Source organism: Leifsonia sp. 466MF, assembly GCF_900100265.1.
In the GTDB taxonomy this organism is placed as follows: domain Bacteria; phylum Actinomycetota; class Actinomycetes; order Actinomycetales; family Microbacteriaceae; genus Leifsonia.
In genome coordinates this window covers 762,383-785,848 of record NZ_LT629696.1, presented here as the reverse complement: position 1 = coordinate 785,848, position 23,466 = coordinate 762,383, and the positions used below count along the sequence as shown (strand labels likewise).

Genomic DNA, 23,466 nt, shown 5'->3' with positions numbered 1-23,466 from the left:
CCCGACCAGGGCTAGCCGCCCATGTGCCTGAAGACCACTCTCGTGCCGGCCGAGTCCGGGTCGCCGGTGTACAAGGCCAGAACGGTCGAGAACATCGAGTTCTCCGCGTAAATGGACTGGGTGGAGGTTCCGCCGACCGACACGTGGGGATCGCGCGTATCCGGGAAGAACTTCCACTGGGTCACACCGCTCACCGAAGGATGCTCGTATTCAGGCGCCTGAGGGAGGGGCGCACCGGAAATCGTCACGACACCATCCTTCGTGAAATCCAGGGTCGTCGGATGCGGACCATCGCTCACCCAGGTCCCGTACAGATCTCGCTCCGTGAACTCGACCGGACGCTGCAACCAGAACCAGGAACCGACCTCCCACGCGATGAACAGAAACGTGAGACCCAGAATCAACCACAGCAACCAGACGGGATTTCCCCGGCTCGACCCCCTCAATGTCGACATCATGGCAGTCTCACCGTTTCGGTCCACGTAATGTCCTGCCGGATCGTCTGATAGCCACCGAGGACGTCCTGGACGAATTTCATGGATGCGTACGGCCCAAGGTAGTAGGGGCCACCGGGCGCTTTGCTGGTTCCGGGGATACGGGTCGCTGATTCGACGTCGGTGTAGTTCCAGGCGTGAATGGTGACGGTTGCAGTGCCGTCACCATTCACCGTTGTCACGTCGTAGTCGTATGCGAATGACCCCATGAAAGCCTCCGGCAGGTTGCCTTTGCCCCCGAGACTTGTGATCGTCTCCAGGTCGCGCGGGAGATCTTCGCCTTGCGCGTCATAACGCCCCGTGTCGCGATAGTTTCCGTTAAGGATCTGTTCTTGAATGCTCGCCTTGACCTTGGCCACGCTGTCGCTCCGCACGAAGAGCTGCGTGAACGGATCACTCTCATCCCAGGCGAAGGTGCGCGGCCCCTTCCCGCTCACCCACGCCGCGACCATCCTCCACACCGATTCGTTCGCCTGGTCGATCAGGTTGCGGATGGATCCGAGGTCCGCCTCATTCGGCCCCTGCGTTCGACGTGGCGGCCCGCTCGGACTCGGATTGTCGATCGCACGCACTTTGACGTTGATGCCGCCGTCTTCCTCAGTGAGGTACGCGATCGCACTCCGAAAGGCGTCTCGCGCCTCGACGCGGTCCTCGTAGAGCGCCGTGAGACGTTCGAGCGCCTCGGCTTCCTCGACGACGGCTGCCGCTTTGCTCCGGGCCGCGATTTCGATCAGCTCCGCCATGCCCGGAGCATTTTTCGGGCCTTTGATCATCTCTGACGCTGCATTGATGGTCTGCCGTGCCGCTTCGAGTTGGTTCACCCAGACGCGTGCCTGATCCTTCACCGTCTCGTGCGCGTCACGATAGTCCCGGCAGGCGGTGAATGCGCCCCCGATCAGGGAATGCTTGGCAGCGATGTTGCTCTTCAACGCCTCGTGCGTTGCAGCCGCCGCCTCCCCGGCCTTTCCCTTCCAATGCTGCTTCACCGCCCACGCCGAATCGTTGATGACGGTGTGGGCGTTCTCCAGCTGTACCTGATCCCGCAGCAGTTGCTCCATCAGTTCGTCGATGCCCTCCGGGTTGCCGCAGCCCGGGTCCTCTTTTGTGAATTCCGCCATGATCGCTTACCTCACCCGGAAGGGAGCCATTGGATCCCCGGCATTGTTCATATCCGCCGCCGCCCGGCGATCCAGGGCAGCTTGTGCGTTCGCCGCCGCCGTCACGAGCTGATGCAGTGCGTCGACGTCGTCTGCCATCCCCGCGCTCATCGTCGTCCACCAGTCGCTCAGGGCAACCCGCGCGGTATCCACTGTGGGGTCGCCCACCCCGAGCACCGCCGGCAACAACCCGCTCGGCAGCGAACCGCGCACACCGGGGAGCGGCGACGCCCCATGCAGCACCGCATCCAGATCCAGACTGACTTCCATAGAGCACTCCATCCCGTCGCAGTGCAGGACCAGAGCGGTCCCCGCGACATGACGGACCTTAGCGGCCACCGCGCCATGGCCCGCTGATAGCGGTCAATCGCCGTATCCCACGGGGCACCGAGACAGCGGCGGGGACCACGGAGGTCTCCCCGTGGTCCCCGGCGGACGAGCGGCCGCACGCGCGACCGCGACCGCTACACCAGCGAGTCGCGCCAGGCCGCGTGCAGCTGGGCGAACCGGCCGGTGCCCGCGATGAGGTCGTCGGGCGTGCCGTCCTCGACCACGCGGCCGTGCTCCATGACGAGCACCCGGTCGGCGATCGCGACCGTGGACAGGCGGTGCGCGATGATCACGGCCGTGCGATCGGCGAGCAGCGTCTGCAGCGCCTCCTGCACCAGGCGCTCGCTCGGGATGTCGAGCGAGCTCGTCGCCTCGTCCAGGATGAGCACGGCCGGGTCCGCGAGGAACGCCCGCGCGAACGAGATCAGCTGCCGCTGTCCCGCGGAGACGCGGCCGCCGCGCTTGTTCACGTCGGTGTCGTAGCCGTTCGGCAGACCCTCGATGAACTCGTGCGCGCCGACGGCCTCCGCCGCCCGCACGATCTCGTCGCGCGTCGCATCCGGCTTGCCCAGGGCGATGTTGTCGGCGACCGAGCCGCTGAACAGGTAGGCCTCCTGGGTGACCATCACGATCGCCCGGCGCAGATCCTTCGGGTGCAGATCCCGCAGGTCGACGCCGTCCAGCTTCACCGAACCCGCGGTGGGGTCGTAGAAGCGCGAGATCAGCTTCGCCAGCGTCGACTTGCCCGCACCGGTCGAACCGACCAGCGCGACCGTCTGCCCGGCCGGGATGTCGAGCGTGAACTCCGGCAGGATGACGCGGTCCTTCTTGTAGGCGAACGAGACCTCGTCGAAGCTCACATGCCCCTGCGCCGACCACAGGTCGACAGGCTGCACCGGATCCGGAACGCTGGGCTCCTCCTCCAGGACGCCGGAGATCTTCTCCAGCGCCGCGGCGGCCGACTGGTAGGAGTTGTAGAACATCGCCATCTCCTCCATCGGGTCGAAGAAGCGACGCGTGTACAGCAGCACCGCGAGCAGCACGCCGATCGCCAGCTGCCCGTCGGCGACCCGGAAGCCGCCGACCAGCAGCACGACACCGACCGTCACGTTGCCGATCATCACGAGGCCCGGGTCGAAGATCCCGAACAGCTGGATGACGCGGGCGTTCACATCCCGGTACTCCTCGACCAGGCCGCCGAAGTCCTTCTCGTTGCGCTTCTCCTTGCGGAACGCCTTGACCGCGCGGATGCCGGTCATGGTCTCCACGAAGTGCACGATCAGCTTCGCCGACGCGACCCGCGAGATGCGGAACAGCACCTGCGAGCGCTTCTGGAACCACCGCGTCAGCAGGTACAGCGGCACGAGCGACACCAGCAGCACGACACCGCTGATCCAGTCGATCGAGAACAGCGCGATCGCGATGAACAGCATGTACAGGAAGCCCTGGACCAACTGGTTGATGCCCGAGTCGAGCAGCTCCCGGATGGAGTCCAGGTCGCTCGTCTGGCGCGAGATGATCCGGCCGGACGTGTACGACTCGTGGAACTCGAGCGACAGCTTCTGCGTGTGCAGGAACACCCGCTTGCGCAGGTCGAGCAGGATGGCCTGGCTGATCCGCGCGCTCAGCACCGTGTACCAGGCGATGAGCACCGCGCCGATCACACCGGTGATCAGGTAGGCGAGACCGGCGGCCGCCAGCGGGAACCAGTCCTGCTTCAGCAGGGCCGGCAGGCCGTTATCGATGCCGAACGCGATGATCGCGGGGCCCGCCACCTGGGCGGCCGTGCTCACGACGACCACAACGGCCGTCAGCGCCAGCCGCATCCGCAGCGGGTGCAGCAGCGAACCCAGCAGGTGCAGCGAACGGCGCCGCACCTGCCGGCTCTCCTCCTTGCTGAGGTCGTTGCGCTCTTCGCCTTCGACGCCCAGGACGGTCGTGGTGCTCACAGGTTCACCTCCTCGAGGATCTCTTCGTTCTGCTCGTCCTCCAGGCTGGAGATGACGAAGCGGTAGTGCTCGCTGCTGGCGAGCAGGTCGTGGTGGGTGCCCACCGCGGTGACGCGGCCGTCCTCCAGCAGGGCCACCCGGTCGGCGAGCATCACGGTGGACGGGCGGTGCGCGACGATCAGGGCCGTGGTCGAGGCGAGCACCCGGCGCAGCGCGGCCTCGACGAGCGCCTCGGTGTCGACGTCGAGCGCCGACAGCGGGTCGTCGAGCACCAGGATGCTGGGGTTCGCGGCGACGGCGCGCGCGAGCGCGAGCCGCTGTCGCTGACCGCCGGACAGGCTGAGCCCCTCCTCGCCGACCTTCGTCTCGACGCCCTCGGGGAGGTCGTAGACGAAGCCCGCCTGCGCCACCTCGAGGGCCTCGGTGAGCACGCGCTCGGCCTCCGCCGAGGCGGGATCGAGGTCGTCACGGCCGAGCAGGACGTTGTCGCGCACGGACGCCGAGAACAGGGTCGCATCCTCGAACGCCATGGCGATCGCCTTGCGCAGGTCGTAGCGGGTGAGGTCGCGCACATCCACGCCGTCCACCTTCACCGCGCCGCTCGTCACGTCGTACAGCCGTGTCGTCAGGGCGGTCAGGGTCGACTTGCCGGAGCCGGTCAGGCCGACCAGGGCCATCGTCTCCCCCGGGTGGACCGTCAGGCGGATGCCGTCGAGCAGGTCCGGGAAGCGCTCCGGCGAGTCCTGGTACCGGAAGTGCACGTCGTCGAAGACGAGCTCTCCCCGCGGCTCGGCGATGCGCTTGGGCTGGGCGGGGTCGGTGATCGTGTTGACCTCGTCCATCACCTCGAAGTAGCGGTCCGCCGCCGTGCGGGTGTCGAAGGTCATCGACAGCAGGAAGCCGATCGACTCCACGGGGAACCGCAGGACGGTCGCCGTGGCGAAGAACGCGACGAGCTCGCCGACCGACAGCTGGCCCTGCGCCGACAGCCAGACGCCGACGACGAGGCAGATGCCGAACGCGACGTCCGGGACCAGCAGCAGCCAGAGCCAGATGCCGGCGATGGCCTTCGCCTTCTCGATCTCGGTGCCGCGCAGCTCCTCCGCGCGCGACTCGAAGGTCTTCAGCGCGTGCTTGCCGCGCCCGAACGCCTTCAGCACACGGATGCCGTGCACCGACTCCTCGACCGCTGTCGCGAGGTCGCCCGCCTGGTCCTGGCTGCGCCGCGCGATGACCGAGTACTTGTTCTCGAACACGAACCCGTAGATCCACAGCGGGATGGAGCACACCAGGAAGATGAGCCCCAGGACCCAGTTCCACCCGATCAGGATCGCGAACCCGACCACGATCGTGACGACATTGACCACCAGCAGCACGATGCCGAACGACAGCCACCGACGGATCATGCTGAGGTCGCTGACCGCACGCGACAGCAGCTGACCGCTCGGCCAGCGGTCGTGGAACGCGACCGGGAGATCCTGCAGCTGCGCGTACAGCGCGTTGCGCATCTTCGCCTCGACGTGAGTTCCAGGGGTCAGCACGAACCAGCGCCGCAGCGAGATGAACACCGCTTCGGCAGCGCCCAGCCCGACCACGAGCAACGCAGCGGGCCACACGGCCGACGGGTCACCCGTCGACAGCGGGCCGTCGACCAGCCAGCGCAGCACCTGCGGGATGCTCAGCGCGACGAGGCTGGCCAGCAGCGCGGCCACCATGCCCAGGATGATGCGGGGCGCGGCGGACTTGGCGAACGGGAGGATGCGCAGCAGGATGCGCGCGGTGCTCTTCCGCTTCGCGGTGGTCTTCGGAGTCTGAGTGTTCGGAGTCTGGGCGACAGACATGGATGATCCGTTTTCTGTGAGTGTCCGACGTCATGGAGCCGGCGGCGAGCACGCGGAGGAGTCGCCGAAGACACGCCGACGATGGCGGGTCTTGTGGTGGGGATGCGAGGAGCGTCCGCGGACGCTCCCGGTGTCGTGCGCGGCGGCGCGCGGCGAGGGGCGGGGAGCTACCGCCCGGACGGTCGGGCGTCGGCCGCGAGGGCGGCGACGAACCCGGGCACGGTGGTCTTTCGTGCGGTCTCGATCGTCGTCATGGCGTCCTCCCAGCCTCGATGTACACGTCCGTTTTGCCGCGACAAGGCAGCCCTACAGCATATTGCCAGGTTCTCGACGAACGCAAGAGTTTTTCTCACATCCCAGTGGAGGGTCGGCCTGTCGGAGGCGCCGGGTACGGTGGCCGCATGCGCAGAGGGGCCGTTTTCGTGCTGTGCCTGGTGCAGTTCGTCGACGTCCTCGGCGTGACCAGTGCGACCACGGCGATTCCTGCCATCCTGAGCGGTCTGGGCGCGCCGGAATCCGCGGCCGGACCCCTGGCGACGGTCTACGCCATGTTCTTCGGCGGCCTCCTCATCCTGGGCGCGCGGCTGGGCGATCGTTTCGGACATCGACGCATTCTGCTTGTGGGCATCGGTATGTTCGGCGCTGTCTCCGTGTTGGGCGGTACAGCTGCCGTCTGGCATCAGGGAGCCCTGGCCGTGGTCCTCGTCGCCCGGGCGCTGCAGGGTGCCGCGGCCGCGTTGTCCGTCCCTTCGGCGCTGCGGCTGCTGCTCTCGGCGACGCCAGAGACGCCGCGGCGCAGGGGCGCCCTCGCGGCGTGGAGCGCCACAGGAGCGGCGGCCGGCGCATCCGGCTTCCTGGTCGGCGGCCTGCTGGTGCAAGCGTTCGGGTGGCCGGCCGTCTTCTGGGTCAACCTTCCGCTCGCCGTCGCCCTGACGATCGGCACCCTCGCCACGGTGACGGGTGTGCGCGAGCCCACCGAGGAGGAGCCGGTCGATGCCCTGGGCGCCGCGCTGCTCATCCTCACGGTCATGGCCGTCATCGCCGGCGCGGCCTGGATCGAGCAACCCGCGACCCGGGTGATCGGCGTCGCGGCGGTCGGCGCCGGCGTCGTCCTCGCCGTGCTCCTCGGCATCCGGCTGCGCACCGCCCGCGCACCCCTCATCCCCGCAGCCGCCTTCCGATCGCGTCCGCTGCGGCAGGGCACCCTGCTGTCGTTCGTCAACACCGCGACCACCAGCTCGACGGCCGTTCTGGCCACGTTGTTCTTGCAGGAACGGCTCGGAATCGACCCGATCGCCGCCGGACTGACACTGATGGCGCTGAGTGTCGCCGTTATCCTCACATCGACGAGCACGCGCTCGTTGCTGAAACGGCTGAGTGCTTACGCCGTATGCGGGATGGGCATCGCGGCGATCGCCCTCGGCTGCCTGCTGATGGCGCTGACCGTCGGCACGTGGTGGGGCGTCTTCGTCGGCGTGGCGCTGGCAGGCGCAGGGCTGGGCCTGTCGTCGGTCGCCGCGACGACGATCGGCACCACGGTGCCCGACGATCTCGCCGGCAGCGCAAGCGGCATCCTCAACACCGGAGCCCAACTCGGAACCGCACTCGGCACCTCCGCGCTGGTGCTCGTGGCCTCGGTTGCGGGGGTCGGTGCGGGATGGGCGGCCGCGGCCCTCCTCGCTGCGGCGACCGCGGCGTGGTGCGCCCTGCCGGCTCCACTCGGAGCGCGCCGGGAGTCGCTGGAGGGAGTCAGCGGATCCGGATCGACAGGCAGGTGACGCATCCCTCGAGCTTCTCGAACTCGGAGATGTCGACCTGGATGACGGTGTAGCCGAGGTCCTCGACGAGCGCCACCGACTGCGGGGCGGACGACGACATCAGCACGGTGTCGTCCGAGAGCACGACGACCGCGGTGCCGTGGGCCTCCGGCACCGGGAGGAAACGCTCGAAGACGCGTGGTTCGTCCACGATCGGCTCGTAGCCGATGACCGTGCCGTCGGGCAGGGCGGTCACGGCCGTCTTCAGGTGCAGCGCCTTGGTGATCGGGACGGCGACGACGGTGTATCCGAGCGGCGCCACGAGAGCGCGCAGCTGACGGATGCCCTCGGCGTTGGTCCGCCCTCCGCGGCCGACGTAGACCGTCGAGCCGACCTTGAGGACGTCGCCGCCGTCGAGCGTCCCCGGCGCCTCGATGCGCTCGAGGTGCAGCCCCTGCGCACGGAGCGCGGCCTCGGTGCCGACGACCTCCGCACGGCGCGACTCGGCGCCGGGCAGCGTGATCACGGCGGTGTCGCCGAAGACGACGGCGGTGTCCTCCACGAAGACCGAGTCGGCCAGGGTGTCAGCACTCGTGACCTCGACGGTCTGCCACCCGGCCTCGGAGAGAGCTGCGACGTAGGCGTCCCACTGCGCGTCCGCGCGCTCCGCATCCACCGGCTCACGGTCGATGTGGGTCACCAGACCCTCGGCCAGGTTGCCGGCGGGGATGCGGACCAGCGCGACCTTGCGGTCCGTCTCGAACCGGCTGCGGGTGCCCTCGACGACACGGAACAGCCAGCGGCCGAACGTCGGGGTGAGCGCGGTGATGGCGACGGCGTAGAGCAGGTTGATCCCCAGCAGGGTGCCGAGCACCGCGACGATCAGGTCGCCGCTGAACGGCGAGCCGCCCGAGGTCGCGGTCAGGATGGTGCCGACCGCAGGCGCCAGCACAGCGGCCAGCACACCCGCGATCAACGCGGTCCACCACCGGTCGAACGCGCCGACGAAGCCGGCGACCCAGAGCAGGACGAAGGCGATGACGCTGGTCAGCGAGAAGTAGTTGCTGACGGCGACGATCAACGCCCCCGACGGGGTCGACGACCCGGCGAGGCTCCCCACGTAGAACGCGGCGATCATCGCCGCGTGAACGACGAGGACCACCACGAGGGCAGCGACAAGGGATGCGATGAGCCGGCGGCCCCAGGAAGACGTCATGGGTTCCAACCTAGCGGAGCGCTGCTATGCGTTCGCTGGCTCCCGGAGGCGGTCGAGCGCGAGCTCCTCCGCGGCCTGCAGCGTGGTGACACCGCGCTGGTCGGCGCCCTGGAAGATCTCCGCGACCGTGTCGCCGATCCGCTCGACCCTCTCCTGCGTGGCCTCGGCGGTCACGCCGGGCTCGCCGGCCATCGACAGGAAGATCACCCCGCCCGCGTTGACGACGAAGTCCGGCGCCCAGAGGATGCCGCGTGCGGCCAGACGCTCCGCTCCGGAGCGGTGCGCGAGCTGGTTGTTCGCGGGGCCGACAACCGCGGCGACCCGGAGCTCGTCGATCACCCGGTCGGTCAGCACTCCTCCGACACCGGCGGGGACGAAGACATCGCCCTGGACGCGGTGGGCGTCATCCGGCTCCACCCAGGTGGCGCCGAGCGCGTCGGCGAGGGCGCGCTTCGCGGGGTTCACGTCCGTGACGGTCAGCACGGCGCCCTCGCTGGCGAGGCGCATCGCGATGAGCGATCCCACGTGGCCGAGGCCGAGCACGATCACGTGGCGGCCGCTGACATCCCGGCTGCCGAACGCCCGCTCCATGGTGGCCTGCAGACCGGCGTACACACCGGCGGCGGTCGCGTCGCTGGGCTCACCGACGCCGCCCTCCGACGGCGGGAGGCCGCAGACGTGGGCGGTGCGCGACGCGACGACGGACATGTCCTCGGCGCTCGTGCCGACATCCTCCGCGGTCATGTAGCTGCCGCCGAGCGTCTCGACGGCGTCGCCGAGGTCGAGCATGACCTCGTAGCGCTCGGTCGGCGTGAGCACCGTGCCGCGCGGCAGGTAGACGACGGCCTTGCCACCGCCGCGGTGGAGACCTGCCGCGGCGTTCTTGAGGGTCATCCCCTCGGCCAGCCGCAGCGAGTCGGCAACCGCCTCCTGCCAGGAGTCGTACGTCCAGACCCGGCATCCGCCGAGGGCCGGCCCGAGGACGGTGGAGTGGACCGCGATGCTGATGGTGAGGCCGCTCCGCCTCCCCCTTACCACGTGCAGTGTTTCGTGCGGCAGGTCTGCGGGCAGGACGGACATCGGTGTCTCCTCGTGGGATCGCGGTGAAAATGTGTGACGGTCTTGTGGACCGCCGTCCATTCTCCCGCGACCGGGCCCCGGAGGCAACGTCGCCGCGCGTTCTCCTAGTGGAAGAAGTGCCGCTCGCCGGTGAAGTACATGGTGACTCCTGCTGCCTTCGCCGCCGCGATCACATCCTCGTCGCGGATGCTGCCGCCCGGCTGCACGATCGCACGGACGCCCGCGTCGATGAGGATCTGCGGGCCGTCGGCGAACGGGAAGAACGCGTCCGATGCGGCCACGGATCCGGCCGACCGCTCCCCCGCACGGCTGACCGCCAGGGTGCACGAGTCGACGCGGTTGACCTGACCCATCCCGACCCCGACGGATGCGCCGTCGTGGGCAAGCAGGATGGCGTTCGACTTCACGGCGCGGCACGCCTTCCAGGCGAACTCGAGGTCCGCACGGGTCGCCGCGTCGGCCTCCTCGCCGGCGACCAGGGTCCATCCGTCGGAAGAGAACTCGTCGAAGCGGTCGGAGTCCTGCACGAGCACGCCACCCGAGATCTGGCGGAATTCGGTCAGCGCGCGGGCGTACCCCTCGGGCAGCTGCAGGATGCGGAGGTTCTTCTTCGTCTGCAGGAGCTCCAGGGCCTCCGGTTCGTAGCCCGGAGCGATCAGCACCTCGGTGAAGATGCCCTTCACCGTCTCCGCCATGGCGAGGGTGACCGTGCGGTTGGCCGCGATCACGCCGCCGTACGCCGACACCGGGTCGCACTCGTGCGCCTTGCGGTGCGCCTCGGCGATGTCGTCCGCGACGGCGATTCCGCAGGGGTTCGCGTGCTTGATGATGGCGACGGCCGGCTCGCGGAAGTCGTAGGCGCTGCGCAGGGCGGCGTCCGCATCCACGTAGTTGTTGTACGACATCTCCTTGCCGCCGAGCTGGGTCGCTTGGGCGATGCCGGTGCCCTTCGGGTCGGCGTAGAGGGCGGCCGCCTGGTGCGAGTTCTCGCCGTAGCGGAGGGTCTGCTTGAGCTCAGCCCGCGCCTCCCAGCGCTCGGGGAAGTCGTCGGTCGACGGCGCCTCCCCCGCGAACCAGGCGGCGACGGCGCCGTCGTAGGCGGCCGTGTGCGCGAACGCCTTCGATGCGAGCTCCCGGCGCTGGTCGAAGGTCGTGCCACCGGCGGCGACGGCCTCCACGATGCCGTCATAGTCGGAGGGCGACACCACGATCGCCACGTTCGCGTGGTTCTTCGCGGCGGCGCGCACCATGGCCGGGCCGCCGATGTCGATCTGCTCGACGACGTCGTTGCCGACCGCGCCGGATGCCACCGTCTCGACGAACGGGTAGAGGTTGACGACGACGAGCTCGAACGGCTCGATGCCGAGGTCCTTGAGCTGCTCCTCGTGCGACGCCAGCCGGAGGTCGGCGAGGAGTCCCGAGTGGATGGCCGGGTGCAGCGTCTTCACACGCCCGTCGAGCGACTCCGGGAACCCGGTGACGCTGGCGACATCGGTCACTGCGTGACCGGCGTCGCGGATCGTCTGCGCCGTCGAGCCGGTCGAGACGATCTCCACGCCGGCCGCGGCGAGCGCGGACGCGAGGTCGAGCAGTCCGGTCTTGTCGCTGACCGAGATCAGGGCGCGGCGGATCGGGACGAGATCCCGCTCGCGGTACAGGCTGGCGTCGTGACGGGGTCCGCTCATGCTCGGGCAAGCTCCTCGAGGTCGATGTGTCCGTTGGCGATGTCGAGCACGGCGTCGATGAGCAGCCGTCGCTCCACAGGTTTGATGCGCTCGTGGAGGGCGGCCTCGGTGTCGCCCGGCTCCACCTCCACGCGCTCCTGGCTGATGATGGGGCCGGCGTCCACTCCGTTGTCGACGACGATCAGGCTCGCCCCGGTCTGCGTCACGCCGGCGGCGAGAGCGTCGCGGACCGCATGCGCGCCCGGGAACTCGGGCAGGTACGCGGGGTGCGTGTTGATGAGCCGCGGCGACAGCGCCTCGACCACCCGGGGCGGCACCAGGCGCATGAAGCCGGACAGGATGGTCAAGTCGGGCTCCCACTGCCGGATCTGCTCGAGCAGCGCGTCGCCCCACTCCTCCCGGCTCGGATACGACGTGAAGGGCACCGTGAAGGTCGGGATGCCGAAGCGCTCCGCGTGCTCGAAGCCGTCCGCATCGCGGTCGGCGCCGACGGCGACGACGCGGGCGGGGAACTCGGCGTCCTCCGAGGCCTCCAGCAGGGCACGCAGGTTGGAGCCGCCACCGGAGATCAGCACCACGATCGAGAGCACGCCACCAGCCTAGCGGCGTGAGACGACCGGCTCCGTCACCGGCGGCCGCGGCCGGCTGCGGCCAGCCCGATCGCCGCGGCGACGGCGACCTCCGCGGCAGCCAGCGCGCCCACCATCCACGGATTCGGTCCGACGTCGTGCAGGCGCCCCGGGCCGAGGGCGCCGGACGACCACCACGCGAGGAGCCCCAGCTCGATCCCGGCGATCGCACCGATCCCGAGCGCGGTCAGCAGCAGGGCCTGCAGGCCGTCGAGCCCGCGAACCGCCGTCCGCGAGCGGACGAGGACACCGGAGACGAAGCCCGCGAGGATCGGGACGACGACGCCGACCAGCCCGAAGCTCCAGCCACCGGCCGGGATGATGCCGAAGAGCGGCAACCCCGGCAACGGCCCCAGCGCGGTACTGATCGGGCTCACCGACGACCCGGTGCCGAGGGCAAAGCCGGGGCCGACCAGCCACGACGCCATCCACACCACGACGTTCGGGATGACGGCGAGCTGCCCGATGGTCAGGGCCGCTCCCCCGGCGACACCCGTCTGCAGCTGCTCGTAGAGACTGATGATCGTCCCGTAATTGCCGAAGATCAGCAGCGCGACCACCAGAGCGGCTACGCCGATCACGATGGCGGTCGCCGCCGTCCCGGCGCGCAGTGCGGCGCCCGCGCCGGTGCGCAGGGCGCCGGGGATCGGCACGGTCGCGGTCTGCAGAACGGAGAGGACGGCCGGCGCGGCCGTCCTCTCCGACGAGGAGCCGCCGATGTCGCCGTCGAGCGCGCCCGTCGCATCCCGATCCGGCGACGCGGTCGCGGCAGCCGTCTCGGCGGGCGCCCCGCCACGCAGCGCGGCGAAGCCGAATCCGGCGGCGATCCCGACCCCGTAGACGAAGGGCGGCAGGATGACGCCCTGCCAGATGGACGGCTGCGCGACCGGCGAACCCGCGGTCAGGACCACCAGTGTCGAGATGACCGCGAAGGTCGCCAAGGCGGTCAGCGCGCCGACGAGACGCTGATCCGTCTCCGCTGCGCGCATCCCGGTCCGAACGCCCAGTCCAGCGGTCAGAGCGGCGAACCCGAGCAGCGCGATCGTCACCTGGAACGGCACGGCCGCACCCGGCAAGCCGAGCTGCGCGACCGTCTGCGGGTCGAGCGCGATGGTCAGGTTGACGCCGTGACCGACCAGCCAGATGTCCGCGGCGGACCGCCACACCACCGTGAAGTCGGCGCCGAGCTGGTACTGCGCCGCCCAGAGGATCGTGATCGGGACGAGGCAGATCCCGATGCCGATGGCGGCGACGATGAGCGCCTCCAGCGCGGCGAGCAGGGCGACGGTTGTGCGACTCATGACCGAACGGAGCCTACCGGCGCGCACGCGGCGCGGAGGGCCGACACTTCGGCGCTCAGGAGACCGTGACCACCGGCGTCTCGTCGTCGGCCTGCTCCGGCACGGTGATGACCGGCCGCTGCACCAGTTCGAGGATCGCGACGACCAGCGCCGCGAGCACCAGCGTCCAGATGATCAGAGCCGGTGTGAGCGGGCGGACGAACAGCACGACGGCGGCGGCGATCACCGCTACGGCCGCGCGGAGCAGCGTGCGCTGGGCGTACATCCACTCGCCCGCCCGGCCGGTCGTGATGCCATGACGCTCCGCCGACTGGCGTACCCAGGCGACACCGTCGCCGAAGAAACCGCGCAGCCTCCGGGGAACGGCGAACGGACCGGAGAACCACCCGACCACGGCGACAGCGATCGCGAGGACGAGGACGGCGACCGCGGTCGCGATCATCGCGTCCGTCACCGTCGAGAACAGCGTCTGCGCCAATCCCGAGGGCACCAACGACGGAGAGACCGAGGAGACGAAGACGAGCCGGCCGATGCCGATCGCGGCCAGCGTGATGCCCATGGCGAGACCCAGCGCGACTGCAGCCCAGATCAGAGCGAGGGCACGACGGCGGGCGACGACGACACCGAGCGCCAGCAGTCCGATCGCGACCCACGGCAGCCACGCCCCGGCAGCCACCGCCAGGCCGTAGAAGAGCTGCAGCGTCGGGATGGAGGAGTTCTGTGCGACGGTGATGGTCCGATCCACCGAGGGGATCTGCGCCGCGAACGTGACCCCCTGATCCAGCAGGAGCTGTTTCACCCGGTCGATGATCGGGGCGAGCTGGATGCCGACGGAGCCGTCGGACCCCACGGTGACGGCCGCCTTCGGGTCGTTCTGCATCGTCGCGATCAACTGGTCGTGACTCGTCCGGAGCGCCTGCTGCCAGACCTGCGCGAACGCGTCGGAGGCGACGAAGCGCTGGACGGTCGAGCGCAGCAGCGACTCGACGCCCTGCGCAAGCGGGCCCTTCAGCGACTCCAGTGCCTTGGTGGCGACCGGACCGGTGCCCAGGTCGGTGATGCCGTCGATCACCTGAGACGTGAGCTGATCGATGTCCACGTTGTCCTGCACGGCCTTCACGGCCTCGTCGGTCACGAACGCCTGGACGCCCGGGTCGTGCGCGAGTGGCGCATACGTCGCGACGAACGAGTCGGTGTCGGTCAGCTGGACCTTCGCCCAGGACGCGACCACCGCGACGGGCGCGAGGATGGCACCGAGGACGATCAGGACGGTCGCCAGCAGGGTCCAGGCCCAGCTGCGCGGGCGCTTCGTCGGCGGCAACGGTGCGATCGGCACCGTGTCGATCGAGGGGTCGCCGCTCTGCATCCGGAGCGCGGCGTTCTCCTCCTCCAGAGCTGCGATGCGCTGCAGCAGCTCGGTGTTCGTCGGACGAGCCATCAGCGTCTCCTTCCGGCACGGTGCGCTCACTGTAGCGCCGCGGTCGCCGTGTGCGGCAGGGAGTACCTGAACGGGATGATGCAGGCCGGAAACAGAGAAGGCCGGGACCTCCCGGTCCCGGCCTTCGCGGTGGTGCGTCTCGCGATTACAGCGCGGCGTAGACCTCGCGCAGCAGCTCCGCCGTCTCGGACGGCGTCTTGCCGACCTTGACGCCCGCAGCCTCAAGCGCCTCCTTCTTGGCCTGGGCGGTGCCCGCCGAGCCCGACACGATGGCGCCGGCGTGGCCCATGGTCTTGCCCTCGGGAGCCGTGAAGCCCGCGACGTAGCCGACGACCGGCTTGGTCACGTTCGCCTTGATGAAGTCCGCGGCGCGCTCCTCGGCGTCGCCGCCGATCTCGCCGATCATCACGATGGCCTTCGTCTCCGGGTCGGCCTCGAACGCGGCGAGCGCGTCGATGTGCGTGGTGCCGATGACGGGGTCTCCGCCGATGCCGATGGCGGTCGAGAAGCCGAGGTCGCGCAGCTCGTACATCATCTGGTAGGTCAGCGTGCCCGACTTCGAGACGAGGCCGATCGGGCCCTTGCCGGTGATGGTCGCCGGGGTGATCCCCACCAGCGACTCGCCGGGCGTGATGATTCCGGGGCAGTTCGGGCCGATGATCCGGGTCTTGTTTCCCTTCTCCTTGGCGTAGGCCCACGCCTCTGCGGAGTCCTGCACCGGGATGCCCTCGGTGATCACGACGAGCAGCGGGATCTCGGCGTCGATGGCCTCCACCATCGCGTCCTTCGCGAACGCCGGCGGCACGAAGATGATCGACACATCTGCGCCGGTCTTCTCGATGGCCTCGACGACCGTGCCGAACACTGGGAGCTCGACATCGCCGTGGGTGACGGTCGTGCCGGCCTTACGGGCGTTGACACCGCCGACCACCTGGGTGCCGGCCTTCAGCATGAGGGCGGTGTGCTTGGTGCCCTCACCGCCGGTGATGCCCTGGACGATGACCTTGGAGTCCTTGTTGAGGAAGATAGACATTCTCGTTCGTCCTTCGCTTACTTCGCGGCCAGCTCGGCGGCCTTGTCGGCGCCCTCGTCCATGGTGAGTGCGAGGGTGACCAGCGGGTGGTTCGCCTCGGTCAGGATGCGGCGCCCCTCGTCGACGTTGTTGCCGTCGAGGCGCACGACCAGCGGCTTGTTCGCCTCGTCGCCGAGGATCTCCAGAGCCTTCACGATGCCGTTGGCGACCGCGTCGCACGCGGTGATCCCGCCGAAGACGTTCACGAACACGCTCTTCACCTGCGGGTCGTTGAGGATGACGTCGAGACCCGCCGCCATCACCTCGGCGGATGCGCCGCCGCCGATGTCGAGGAAGTTGGCCGGCTTGACGCCCTGGTGCTTCTCGCCGGCGTAGGCGACGACATCCAGGGTCGACATGACGAGTCCGGCGCCGTTGCCGATGATGCCCACCTGGCCGTCGAGCTTGACGTAGTTGAGGTTCGCCGCCTTGGCCTTGGCCTCCAGCGGGTCGGCCGCGTCCTTGTCCTCGAGGGCCTCGTGGTCGGGGTGACGGAAGTCCGCGTTCTCGTCCAGGGAGACCTTGCCGTCGAGCGCGATGACGTCGCCCTCCTCGGTGAGGACGAGCGGGTTCACCTCGACGAGGGTCGCGTCCTCGCCGGTGTAGACCTCGTAGAGCTTCACGAAGACATCGGCGACCTTCTCGACCAGGTCCTCCGGGAATCCGGCGGCCCGTGCGATCTCGACGGCCTTCGCGTGGTCGATGCCGCCGCGCGGGTCGACCTCGACGCGGGCGAGCGCCTCCGGCTTCTCCACGGCGAGCTGCTCGATCTCCATTCCGCCCTCAACGCTGGTCAGCGAGAGGTAGGAGCGGTTGGCGCGGTCGAGGAGCACCGAGAAGTAGAACTCGCGGGCGATGCGGGCGCCGCCGGCGACCATGACACGACGGACGACGTGGCCCTTGATGTCGAGTCCGAGGATGGCCCGGGCGGCTGCCTCCGCCTCATCGGCGTTCTTCGCGACCTTGACACCGCCGGCCTTTCCGCGACCACCGGTCTTGACCTGCGCCTTGACGACGGTCACGCCGCCCAGCTTCTCGGCAGCCGCACGCACCTCCTCGGGGGTGTCGGCGACGATGCCCGGAAGCACCGGGACCCCGTACTTCTCAAACAGGTCTCTGGCCTGGTACTCGTATAGATCCACGGTTATCCAATCCGCTGGTGTTCCGGTGCGCTCGTGGCTGCCGGCTGATTTCTCCTGACGGTCCGGCGCGAGAATAGCTCGACGCCGAGATAAATTCGCCAGGAAGAACTTTAGACCCTTCCCCTGAACGGGCCGAAACCGGCCGAGGTGTTCACAGGTCCTCGGCGAACGCCGTTGTCCACCGATCCGCCGACGGCGGCCCCGCGGAGCCGACGTCGCCGCGACGGTGGAGGCATGACTCATCGACCTTTCACCCTGATCTCCGCTGTGTGCCTCGCGGGGCTTGCCGTCTTCCTCGGCGTCCTCCATGGAGCGCTCACCTCCGCTGCCGGGCCGGCCCGCGCCCTCGTGGGCGACGGCCACGGTCCCGGCTACCAGTCCCCCGACGGCTGGTGGCTGGGCGCCTACCATTTCGACGACGGCGCACTCGGCTTCTGCCTGAATCCCGGCAAGGTGGCACCGGTCGGCCTCCACTACAGCTACGCGGACCCCGCCGGAATGGGCTGGTGGACGCCGGAGCAGTCGGCGATGTTCGCCTACTTCGCCCGCACCTGGGCGGGAAGCAGCGACCGCCTCACCGCAGCCTCAGGGCAGCTGGCGACGTGGATGTACGCCGGGATGTCCGAACCAGAGGCCCGAGAGCACGCGGCACGGGCGGGCGCCGACAGCGACCGCGTCTACGCGCGGGCGGTCGAGATGCTGGCCGAGGCCCGAAGCCGCGCCTCGACGGGGGTGCGCGCCGCCGTGGTCGTCGAACTCGCCGAGACGGGAGCCGGCCGCGTACGCGTCGAGCTGACCGTGGACCGCATCGCCGGCCCGGAGCTGCTCCCCAGCGGCGCTCATCCCGTCTCGGTGGCCCTCACGGGTGCCACCTTCGACGACGGCGGGAGCACCGGCACCATTCGGTCGGGGACCGATGTCGCCATCCGGCCGACCGGAGCGGAGGCCAGCGTCGCCGTGAGCGCCACGGCGAAGACGGGCGAACTCCCTTACGGCAACCGGATCACCGTCGCTCTGCCGACGACGGACGCACAGGCCGTGCTGATCGCGGAACCGTCCACGGCGAATGCGCAGGCCGAGGCGCACGCGACCGGCCCGTCACCGCTGCCGTTCCAGCCGCAGGTGGGTACACGCACGTCCCTGGCCGAGGCGCATCCGGGTGCCGCGATCGCCGACCACCTCACCGTGAGCGTCGCCGAGGGCGATGGCCTGCTTCCGACCTGGGGCGTTCGCGCCAGCGATGACGGTTTCACCGCCATCACAGCGGTCGTCGAGAGCACGCTGCACGGGCCGTTCGCCGAACCGATCTCCCACGCTCCCGCGCCGCCGCCGGACTCGCCCACGGTCTGCACGGTCGAGACGGTGATCGACGGCGTCGGCGAATACACCACGCCGAGTTGCACGCTCCCGGCCGACGGCTACTACGTCTGGACCGAACGTATCGACCCGGCGCGCACCGATCCCGATGCGGGCGGAGCACGGGTGCACCCGTGGACGTCCGGGTTCGGCATCGCCACCGAGATCACCCGGGCGCAGACTCCCGTCGTCCCCGTACCGGACATCGAGCCCGCCCTGACTCAGACGAGATTGGCCGACACGGGCACGGACACGCTGGTGCCGGCACTCTGGGGCTCCGGGACCGGCGTCGCAGGTGTGCTTCTGCTGATCGCCGGGCGACTGCGTAACCGCGGAGTTCGTCGGCCACGAGGGAGACTCGTGGCTCTCGAGGGAGCGGTCCTCGACCCCGAGGCGGTCGCCCGCCCCGGTCGACCGCCGCGCGTCACCGGCCGACGAAACCTGCGGCCGCGGCGCGCCCGCTCCACCTGGGTAGCACCGTGAGCAGCACGCAACCCTCACACTCTCCGGTCACTCGCAGGAGCCGACGACAGGATGTCCGGGTGCGCAGAAACCCCCGCAATCGGCCCGTCGAGGTCGAGGACATCGTCTCCGAGGCGCTGACCTTGGCGGGCGGGGGCCGCGCTCTTCTGTTGCAGATCGCGCATCCCTCGGTCGGCCGCGGCGTCGTCGAGCACAGCGACTTCGCCGAGCGGCTCATGGACCGGTTCGACGGCACGATGCTCTATCTCACGGCGACGATGTTCGGCTCGGAGGCGGAGCTCGCGGCCATGCGGAGGATCGTGAACCGAGCGCATGCGCCCGTCCGCGGGGAGGACTCGGCGGACGGATCGGCCTACAACGCGTTCGATCCGGAGCTCCAGCTCTGGGTGGCCGCCACGCTCTACCAGACGGTGATGGACCTGCACCGGCGGGTCTTCGGCCCGCTCACTCCCGCGCAGGCGGACCGAGCATACGACGAGCTCTCGCGAGCGCTGTCCAACCTGCAGCTCAGCCACGACCGGTGGCCGGCCCGGCGCGCGGACTTCGACGCCTACTGGGACGGGATGATCCTGGCGCTCCGGGTGGACGACGACGTACGAGTGGTCTCACGGCAGATCCTGTACCCGCGTCGGGTGCCGTGGTGGCTCCGCCCGACACTGCCTCTGGTTCGGCTCGTCACGGCCGGCCTTCTGCCCGACGCGGTGCGACGTCAGTTCGGTCTCGCCTGGAACGAGCAGCGCCAGCGCCGGTTCGACCGCGCGATCCGGTGGACGGCGGCGGTCTACCCCCGGCTGCCGCTCCCCCTGCGCCATCTCCCGCGCGAGCGCTACCGGGCGAAGCTCCGACGTGCGGTGCGCAGAGCGCGTCCAGCCGCCGCCGGCGACCGTGCCGCGATGAAGCCGACCGCGCCGCGCTAGGCGGCGAGACCGCGCCGACGCTCGACGACGCGGGCGAGCAGCACCAGCGCGATACCGACGCCCGCACCGAGAACCGTCTCCAGAACGCGGTCGACGACCAGGACGTTCAACGGTGTCGGACTCGCCAGGTGCGAGACCGACAGAGCCAGCGGAGTGATGAACACCAGAGCCGCGCCGTAGTGCCTCGCGACGAGGATCTCGGCGAAGAACTGGCACACCACGATCACGCAGATCACCACGATCGCGGGAGGCGACCAGACCAGGAGCACAGCCGTGACGGCGACACCGACGATCGTGCCCACGATCCGGTGCAGGGAACGCGAGATGGAGTGGGCCGCCCGCGCAGGAGGGATCACGGCCACGACGCTCACCACGGCCCAATAGGCGTGACCCAGTCCGAACGCGAGGGCGACGCCGCCGGCGATCAACACACCGGCGACGTTCTGGGCGACTGTGAGCCAGACCCGAGGATCCCGCACGGCCGCGAGGTCGATGCCGGGCCGCCGACGCAGGTCGGGCACGAACCCGGAGCGCCCCAACGCACTGCGCGAGACGCCCGGGATGCGACGCACGGCCCAACCGGACATCGTCAGCAACCACGCGAACGCCGCCGCCGCTGCGGCGAGGCCGATGCGCGGGAGCGCGTCCGCCGCCGGAGTCGGCACGGCGGCACAGACCAGCAGGGCGAAGACGAAGAACAGCGCCTGCGGCGGCATCATCTGGAAAACCGTGACGAACAGGGTTCCACCGCCGACGACCAGCACCAGTGCGACGGCCACGAGCGCGAGCGGTTCACCGAGCACGGCGAGACCCACGCCGGCGGAGATGCTGAGAAGCAGCGCGAGGGCGGCGACGGTGAGGGTCCGCACCCGCACCCGATACGGCTCGTTCCTTCCATAGAGCGCCGTGAAGGCGCCGAAGGTGGCGTAGGCCGTCAGGTCGAGACGGCCGACCGCGAAGAGGATGAACAACGGCACCGCGACAGCGACAGCCGCCCGCAGACCCACCTCGAGGTTGCGCGGCGCTCCGCCCTTCCGCTCTGCCGGGGCAGCCGCCGTCACAGCTTGTCGATCGGGGCGATCTTGATGAGGAGCTTCTTCGCGCCCACCTTGTCGAACTGGACATGCGCGACGCGCTTGGCGCCCTGCCCGGTCACCTGGGTGACCCGGCCCTCGCCGAAGTCGGCGTGGCGGATGCGGTCGCCGGGCGCCAACTCCAGGTCGCCGTTGTCGCGGACCTTGCCCGTGACGCGGTTCGGCCACTCCGCCTTCGGTCGCTCCTGGCGGAACGTCGACGACGAGAGCGGGTCGTTCCACCCGGTCCCGCCGGAACCGGCGCCCAGACCCGGACGCCGAGCGTTGAGCGCGCGGGACTGCGTGCCGCCGCGGCCGTTCGCCGAACCCGGCGACTGCCGCCAATCGATCAGATCGGCGGGGATCTCTTGCAGATAGCGACTCGGCATAGCGACCGCGGTCTCGCCGAACTGCGCCCGCGTCATCGCCAGCGACAGGAACAGGCGCTTCTTCGCACGCGTGATGCCCACGTAGAACAGGCGACGCTCCTCCGCCGGGCCGCCGGGCTCGTTCGCCGACATCCGGTGCGGGAGGAGGTCCTCCTCGATGCCGGTCAGGAACACGGCGTCGTACTCCAAGCCCTTCGCCGTGTGCAACGTCATCAGCGACACCGAGCCGCTCGAGTCGTCGATCTCATCCGCGGCAGCGACCAGCGATACCTCGGTGAGGAAGTCGACCAGCGTCCCGTCCGGGTTGTTGCGCGCGAACTCGCGTGTCACAGCCACGAGCTCGTCCACGTTCTCGGCGCGCGCCTCATCCTGCGGGTCGCGGCTGTTGCGCAGCACGTCCAGGTAGCCGCTGCCGTCCAGCAGGAAGGTCAGGATGTCTGCGACCGGCGAGACTCCGGCCGGATTCGACGGGTCGATCTTGGCGGCCGCCTCGTCCAGAAGATTCGACAGCTGCAGGATCGCGTTCGTCACCTTCGGGCCGAGACCCAAGGAGCCGGCGTCGCGCATGGCCGCACGGAACGTGAGTCCGTTGTCCTCCGCGTAGCTCGCCAGCTGCGTCTCCGTCGCCGGTCCGATGCCGCGCTTCGGCGTGTTCAGGATGCGGCGGAGCGCCAGCATGTCGCTCGGGTTCGCGACCGTGATCAGATACGCCATGGCGTCCTTGATCTCGGCCCGCTCGTAGAACTTCGTGCCGCCCATCACCTTGTACGGCAACGCCGAACGGATGAAGATCTCCTCCAGCGCACGCGTCTGGGCGTTGGTGCGGTAGAAGACGGCGATGTCTTTGTAGTCCATCCCCGCGCTGTGCAGCTTCTCGATCTCGTCGGCCACGAACTGTGCCTCGTCGTGGCCCGAGTACCCGGTGTAGCCGATGATCTTCTCGCCGTCGCCGACAGCGGTCCACAGCTTCTTGTCCTTGCGGTCGAAGTTGTTGGAGATGACCGCGTTGGCAGCGCTCAGGATGTTCTGCGTCGAGCGGTAGTTCTGCTCCAGCAGCACCACCTTCGCGCCGGGGAAGTCGCGCTCGAACTCGACGATGTTGCGGATGTCTGCGCCACGGAACGCATAGATCGACTGGTCCGAGTCGCCGACCACCGTGAGGGAGGCGCTCGGGATGACGCCCGCAGCATCGCGCAGCGGGCCGACGTTGCGGCCGTGGGCCTCCAGATCGTCGGCGATGTCCGGAGCGACCGGCATGGTGAGCTCGCGGATCAGCGAGTACTGCGCGTGGTTGGTGTCCTGGTACTCGTCGACCAGAATGTGCCGGAACCGGCTCTGGTACAGCGCAGCCACCCGCGGGAAGGCGCGGAAGAGGAACACCGTCTCGGCGATCAGGTCGTCGAAGTCGAAAGCGTTCGCGCGTCGGAGCTCCCGCGTGTACTGGCGGAAGATCTCGAGGAACATGACCTCCTGCGGGTCACTGAGGTTGGCCGAGCGTGCGTGGGTCTCCAGATCGGTCAGCTCGTTCTTGAGCTTCGAGATGCGGTTCGCCGCGCTGCCGACGGTGAATCCGAGAGTGTCGGCGTCGAGCTCCTTGATGATGCGCTTCAGCAGGGCACGAGAGTCCCCCGAGTCGTAAATGGTGAAGCTCGGAGTCTTGCCGATCGTCTCGGCCTCGCGCCGGAGGATGCGCACGCAGGCCGAGTGGAACGTCGAGATCCACATTCCCTGCGCCTTGCCGCCGAGCAGCTGCTCGACGCGCTCGCGCATCTCGTTGGCCGCCTTGTTGGTGAAGGTGATGGCCAGGATCTCGCTCGGCCACGCCTCGCGGCTCTCGATGAGCCCGGCGATGCGCCGGGTCAGGACGCTGGTCTTGCCGGAGCCGGCGCCCGCCACGATCAGCAGCGCCTGGCCGCGATACTCGGCCGCTTCACGCTGCTGCGGGTTGAGGCCCTCGAACAGGCGCTCGCTCGGCCCGCGCCAGTGGCCGGAGCCGCCTGGCCCTCCCGTTCCGCGCGAGCCCCGCCCGCTGCCCGTTCCCGGGCCGGAGCCCGCGGTCGCGTCGACGTCGGTGCCGTCGCCCTGCCACCCGTCCAGGATGATCGGGACGGAGGAAGGGGTGGTCTGCGGGGCGTCGGGAAGGCTCGTCATGTCTGC

General features: G+C 69.5%; 18 protein-coding genes. 3 read left to right on the top strand and 15 right to left on the bottom strand.

The window, feature by feature from the left end; genetic code table 11:
* Window positions 1-11 precede the first annotated feature (11 nt).
* The 5 genes from BLR91_RS03715 to BLR91_RS03695 all read right to left on the bottom strand — a co-directional run bounded on the left by BLR91_RS03715 (window position 12) and on the right by BLR91_RS03695 (window position 5,771).
* Window positions 12-458: a hypothetical protein gene (locus tag BLR91_RS03715; protein ID WP_089876996.1), complete on the bottom strand. Its 447-nt coding sequence runs from the start codon at window positions 456-458 to the stop codon at window positions 12-14.
* Window positions 455-1,612, bottom strand: a complete 1,158-nt coding sequence (locus BLR91_RS03710) for a hypothetical protein (protein ID WP_089876998.1) — start codon at window positions 1,610-1,612, stop codon at window positions 455-457. Before BLR91_RS03710 ends, BLR91_RS03715 begins: the two co-directional genes overlap by 4 nt.
* A gap of 6 nt (window positions 1,613-1,618) precedes the next feature.
* Window positions 1,619-1,921, bottom strand: coding sequence for a hypothetical protein (locus BLR91_RS03705; RefSeq protein ID WP_089877000.1), 303 nt, complete (start codon window positions 1,919-1,921; stop codon window positions 1,619-1,621).
* Between the two features lie 194 nt (window positions 1,922-2,115).
* Complete coding sequence (locus BLR91_RS03700) at window positions 2,116-3,930, bottom strand: ABC transporter ATP-binding protein (RefSeq protein WP_089877002.1); 1,815 nt, start codon at window positions 3,928-3,930, stop codon at window positions 2,116-2,118.
* Window positions 3,927-5,771 carry an ABC transporter ATP-binding protein gene (locus tag BLR91_RS03695; protein ID WP_089877004.1) on the bottom strand — a complete coding sequence of 615 codons (1,845 nt, stop codon included), beginning with the start codon at window positions 5,769-5,771 and terminating at the stop codon, window positions 3,927-3,929. Before BLR91_RS03695 ends, BLR91_RS03700 begins: the two co-directional genes overlap by 4 nt.
* Window positions 5,772-6,172: 401 nt before the next feature.
* Between BLR91_RS03695 and BLR91_RS03690 the strand changes: the two genes are divergently transcribed.
* On the top strand, window positions 6,173-7,549 hold the full coding sequence (locus BLR91_RS03690; RefSeq protein ID WP_089877006.1) for an MFS transporter: 1,377 nt from the start codon (window positions 6,173-6,175) through the stop codon (window positions 7,547-7,549).
* On the opposite strand, the gene ddaH is transcribed toward BLR91_RS03690, so the two are convergent.
* The 8 genes from ddaH to sucC all read right to left on the bottom strand — a co-directional run bounded on the left by ddaH (window position 7,521) and on the right by sucC (window position 17,091).
* A complete protein-coding gene (gene ddaH / locus BLR91_RS03685; protein WP_089877007.1) occupies window positions 7,521-8,744 on the bottom strand; it encodes a dimethylargininase in 1,224 nt (407 codons plus the stop codon). The two genes, BLR91_RS03690 and ddaH, sit on opposite strands and share 29 nt — an antisense overlap.
* 24 nt (window positions 8,745-8,768) lie before the next feature.
* Complete coding sequence (locus BLR91_RS03680; protein WP_089877009.1) at window positions 8,769-9,824, bottom strand: Glu/Leu/Phe/Val dehydrogenase family protein; 1,056 nt, start codon at window positions 9,822-9,824, stop codon at window positions 8,769-8,771.
* 104 nt (window positions 9,825-9,928) lie between these two features.
* Entirely contained in the window at window positions 9,929-11,509 is a 1,581-nt protein-coding gene (gene purH, locus BLR91_RS03675) for a bifunctional phosphoribosylaminoimidazolecarboxamide formyltransferase/IMP cyclohydrolase (protein WP_089877011.1), read from the bottom strand.
* Window positions 11,506-12,099 carry a phosphoribosylglycinamide formyltransferase gene (gene purN / locus BLR91_RS03670; protein WP_018191897.1) on the bottom strand — a complete coding sequence of 198 codons (594 nt, stop codon included), beginning with the start codon at window positions 12,097-12,099 and terminating at the stop codon, window positions 11,506-11,508. Before purN ends, purH begins: the two co-directional genes overlap by 4 nt.
* A gap of 35 nt (window positions 12,100-12,134) precedes the next feature.
* Window positions 12,135-13,439, bottom strand: a complete 1,305-nt coding sequence (locus BLR91_RS03665; protein WP_089877013.1) for a cell division protein PerM — start codon at window positions 13,437-13,439, stop codon at window positions 12,135-12,137.
* Between the two features lie 55 nt (window positions 13,440-13,494).
* A complete protein-coding gene (locus tag BLR91_RS03660) occupies window positions 13,495-14,877 on the bottom strand; it encodes a hypothetical protein (RefSeq protein WP_089877015.1) in 1,383 nt (460 codons plus the stop codon).
* A 145-nt stretch (window positions 14,878-15,022) separates the two neighbouring features.
* The gene (gene sucD, locus BLR91_RS03655; protein ID WP_018191900.1) at window positions 15,023-15,910 is read right to left on the bottom strand and encodes a succinate--CoA ligase subunit alpha; all 888 of its coding nucleotides are present in this window, start codon (window positions 15,908-15,910) and stop codon (window positions 15,023-15,025) included.
* Window positions 15,911-15,927: 17 nt separating this feature from the next.
* A complete protein-coding gene (gene sucC, locus BLR91_RS03650; protein WP_089877017.1) occupies window positions 15,928-17,091 on the bottom strand; it encodes an ADP-forming succinate--CoA ligase subunit beta in 1,164 nt (387 codons plus the stop codon).
* Window positions 17,092-17,325: 234 nt separating this feature from the next.
* Here sucC and BLR91_RS03645 point away from each other — a divergent pair, with 234 nt between their 5' ends.
* Together BLR91_RS03645 and BLR91_RS03640 are read left to right on the top strand one after the other, a co-directional pair.
* Window positions 17,326-18,930: a hypothetical protein gene (locus BLR91_RS03645; protein WP_089877019.1), complete on the top strand. Its 1,605-nt coding sequence runs from the start codon at window positions 17,326-17,328 to the stop codon at window positions 18,928-18,930.
* Between the two features lie 59 nt (window positions 18,931-18,989).
* Window positions 18,990-19,847 (top strand): oxygenase MpaB family protein, encoded by an 858-nt coding sequence (locus BLR91_RS03640; RefSeq protein WP_089877021.1) that lies wholly within the window; start codon window positions 18,990-18,992, stop codon window positions 19,845-19,847.
* Here the strand turns inward: BLR91_RS03640 and BLR91_RS03635 are convergent.
* Both BLR91_RS03635 and BLR91_RS03630 read right to left on the bottom strand, forming a co-directional pair.
* A complete protein-coding gene (locus BLR91_RS03635) occupies window positions 19,844-20,908 on the bottom strand; it encodes an FUSC family protein (RefSeq protein WP_089877023.1) in 1,065 nt (354 codons plus the stop codon). The two genes, BLR91_RS03640 and BLR91_RS03635, sit on opposite strands and share 4 nt — an antisense overlap.
* Window positions 20,905-23,460 carry an ATP-dependent helicase gene (locus tag BLR91_RS03630; protein WP_089877025.1) on the bottom strand — a complete coding sequence of 852 codons (2,556 nt, stop codon included), beginning with the start codon at window positions 23,458-23,460 and terminating at the stop codon, window positions 20,905-20,907. The genes BLR91_RS03635 and BLR91_RS03630 overlap by 4 nt, the downstream gene beginning before the upstream one ends.
* Window positions 23,461-23,466: the final 6 nt, after the last annotated feature.

Coding starts and splice junctions, on each gene's coding strand:
- BLR91_RS03665 (WP_089877013.1), bottom strand. CDS start 13,439: ATGAGTCGCACAACCGTCGCCCTGCTCGCCGCGCTGGAGGCGCTCATC.
- BLR91_RS03680 (WP_089877009.1), bottom strand. CDS start 9,824: ATGTCCGTCCTGCCCGCAGACCTGCCGCACGAAACACTGCACGTGGTA.
- purH (WP_089877011.1), bottom strand. CDS start 11,509: ATGAGCGGACCCCGTCACGACGCCAGCCTGTACCGCGAGCGGGATCTC.
- ddaH (WP_089877007.1), bottom strand. CDS start 8,744: ATGACGTCTTCCTGGGGCCGCCGGCTCATCGCATCCCTTGTCGCTGCC.
- BLR91_RS03660 (WP_089877015.1), bottom strand. CDS start 14,877: ATGGCTCGTCCGACGAACACCGAGCTGCTGCAGCGCATCGCAGCTCTG.
- BLR91_RS03710 (WP_089876998.1), bottom strand. CDS start 1,612: ATGGCGGAATTCACAAAAGAGGACCCGGGCTGCGGCAACCCGGAGGGC.
- sucD (WP_018191900.1), bottom strand. CDS start 15,910: ATGTCTATCTTCCTCAACAAGGACTCCAAGGTCATCGTCCAGGGCATC.
- BLR91_RS03690 (WP_089877006.1), top strand. CDS start 6,173: ATGCGCAGAGGGGCCGTTTTCGTGCTGTGCCTGGTGCAGTTCGTCGAC.
- BLR91_RS03630 (WP_089877025.1), bottom strand. CDS start 23,460: ATGACGAGCCTTCCCGACGCCCCGCAGACCACCCCTTCCTCCGTCCCG.
- BLR91_RS03705 (WP_089877000.1), bottom strand. CDS start 1,921: ATGGAAGTCAGTCTGGATCTGGATGCGGTGCTGCATGGGGCGTCGCCG.
- BLR91_RS03645 (WP_089877019.1), top strand. CDS start 17,326: ATGACTCATCGACCTTTCACCCTGATCTCCGCTGTGTGCCTCGCGGGG.
- BLR91_RS03695 (WP_089877004.1), bottom strand. CDS start 5,771: ATGTCTGTCGCCCAGACTCCGAACACTCAGACTCCGAAGACCACCGCG.
- BLR91_RS03715 (WP_089876996.1), bottom strand. CDS start 458: ATGATGTCGACATTGAGGGGGTCGAGCCGGGGAAATCCCGTCTGGTTG.